This is a genomic window from Streptomyces sp. IBSBF 2435 (assembly GCF_036815005.1).
Taxonomy (GTDB): domain Bacteria; phylum Actinomycetota; class Actinomycetes; order Streptomycetales; family Streptomycetaceae; genus Actinacidiphila.
On record NZ_JAJSYW010000363.1, the window covers coordinates 1 to 2,139 of the forward strand.

Genomic DNA, 2,139 nt, shown 5'->3' on the forward strand with positions numbered 1-2,139 from the left:
GCCCGGCCCGAGCCACCTGCCCCGTCTTGAGCGCCGCGGCCAACGCCGCCCCCTTCCCCGGCGGCACCCGCAACAACAACCGCTCACCGCCGGCCGCCACCGCCACAGGCCCGAGCAAATCCGTGCCCTCCGGCAACCGCACCAGCGCCAGCAACTCGGCCACCGCCCCGGCCGGCCCACTGATCGACGCCATCCGCGACACCGGCGGAAACCGCAGCTCCGCCCGCTCGGCGAGCTCCCGCACGGCATGCCCTGCCGGATCCCACCGTACGAGCGCCTGCACGGGCCGCAGCGTCGGTTCGGCGAGGACGAGGACGGTGCCGCCTTCCCCCGCCGGCCGCACAAGCGCCGCCGCCGCGGCCCAGCGGCGCAGCGCCTCCTCGCCGGCCCGCAGGTCGGGCCGGTTCAGCAGGGCCCAGCCGTCGAGGAGAAGCGCGGCGGCGTAACCGGGAGCGTCGGCGACGGGCTCCGCGCCGGGCGTGGCGATGACGAGCGCGGGGGCGGCGCCGACCGAGGCGAGCACGGCGTCGCGCCCCGACGTGCGCACCGGCACCCGGGGGAAGGCGCGGCCCAGCTCCTCCGCGGTGCGCCGCGCACCCACCACCTGGGCCCGCAGCCGGAACCCCCCGCACTCCTGGCAGTGCCAGTCCGCGGCGGGCCGCCCGCACCAGCCGCAGGCGGGGGTGCCGCCCTGTTCGCGCAGCTCCAGCGGACCGGCGCAGGCCGAGCACCTGGCGGCCAGGCGGCAGGAGCCGCAGGCGAGCCGGGGGACGTAGCCGCGTCTGGGCACCTGGACGAGGACCGGGCCGTGGGCGAGGGCGTCGCGGGTGACCTGCCAGGCGAGCGAGGGCAGCCGGGCGGCGCGGGCGGCGGCGTCCCTGGCCTGGTCGGCGTCGCTGACGGTACGGATCAGGGGAGCCGCGGCCCGTACTTCCTCGCGGGCGGCGGCCAGCGGCAGCGCCCAGCCGCTGTCGACGAGCTGGGCGCCCTCGACGGTGCCGGTGAGGCCGCCGAGCAGGAAGGCGGTGCGCTCCTCGGCGGCCCGCAGCAGCAGGACGTCCCTGGCGTGCGGCTGCGGGGCGTGCGGTTCGGCGTGGCTGGAGTCGCCGTCGTCCCAGAGGGCGACAAGGCCGAGGCCGGCGACGGGGGCGAACATCGCCGCCCGGGTGCCGACGACCGCGCGGACCGCGCCGCGGCTGACCGCGAGCCAGCGGCGATACCGCTCCTCGGGTCCCGCGTCGGCGGTGAGCATGACGTGGTGGCCCTCGCCGAGGAGGTCGGTGAGGGCGGCGTCGGCGCGGGCGGCGGAGCGGCCGTCGGGCAGTACGGCGAGGGCGCCGCGCCCGGACGCGAGGGTGGCGGCGATGGCGCGGGCCAGCTCGGCGGGCCAGCTCGGTCCGGGGAGGGCGAGCCAGACGGCTCTGGGGGTGTCGCCGCGGACGAGGGCCTGGAGATACGCGGGCCCGGTGGCGTAACGCGCCCAGCTGCCGGGCTCGGGCGCCGCGGGGCCGGGCAGCGGGTCGGGTGAGGGGTCGCGTTCCGCGCGGGCCATCCGCGGAGGTACAGCGAGGGCGACGACGTCGGCGAGCGCGCCGGCGTAGCGGTCGGCGACCTGGCGGCACAGGGCGAGCAGCGGAGGCGTGAGGACGCGTTCGCCGGAGAGGACCTGGGCCAGCGGGGCGAGCGGGCCGGCGTAGTCGCTCTCGGCGCGGCGCTCCACGATGAAGCCGTCATGGAGGGTGCCGCCCTCCCGGCGCCCTTTGACGACGCGGGCGCCGAACCGTACGCGTACCCTCACGCCGGGCTGGGCGTCCGCGTCCATCGCGGCGGGCACGGCGTAGTCGAAGAACTGGTCGAGGTGCAGCAGCCCCTTGTCCACCAGGACGCGGGCCACGGGCAGCCCCTCGGCCAGGGGCGCTCCGCGCCAGGTGCGCGGCTTGGCCTTTCGCGCGGTGGCGCGGATCAGAGCGAGCTGCTCGGCCGCAGGGGGTTCTTCGACGCTCACCGTCCCGATTCTTACAGACCGGTCCGACACACCAGCCTGAGCGCTGCGTCAGCGCCACGTGCGGTGGCATCGCGCCTTGCACCACCGCCGTGGCCGGCGGCGCAGCTCCCCCGCCCCCAGCCCCAGGCACGTCC

Annotated in this window: 1 protein-coding gene; it reads right to left on the reverse strand. The window is 78.1% G+C overall.

Annotated features, from left to right (window positions below; all coding sequences use genetic code 11):
• A partial coding sequence (locus V7E46_RS33380) for a primosomal protein N' (RefSeq protein ID WP_333771904.1) occupies positions 1-2,005 on the reverse strand: 2,005 nt, incomplete at its 3' end.
• Between the last annotated feature and the right edge of the window lie 134 nt (positions 2,006-2,139).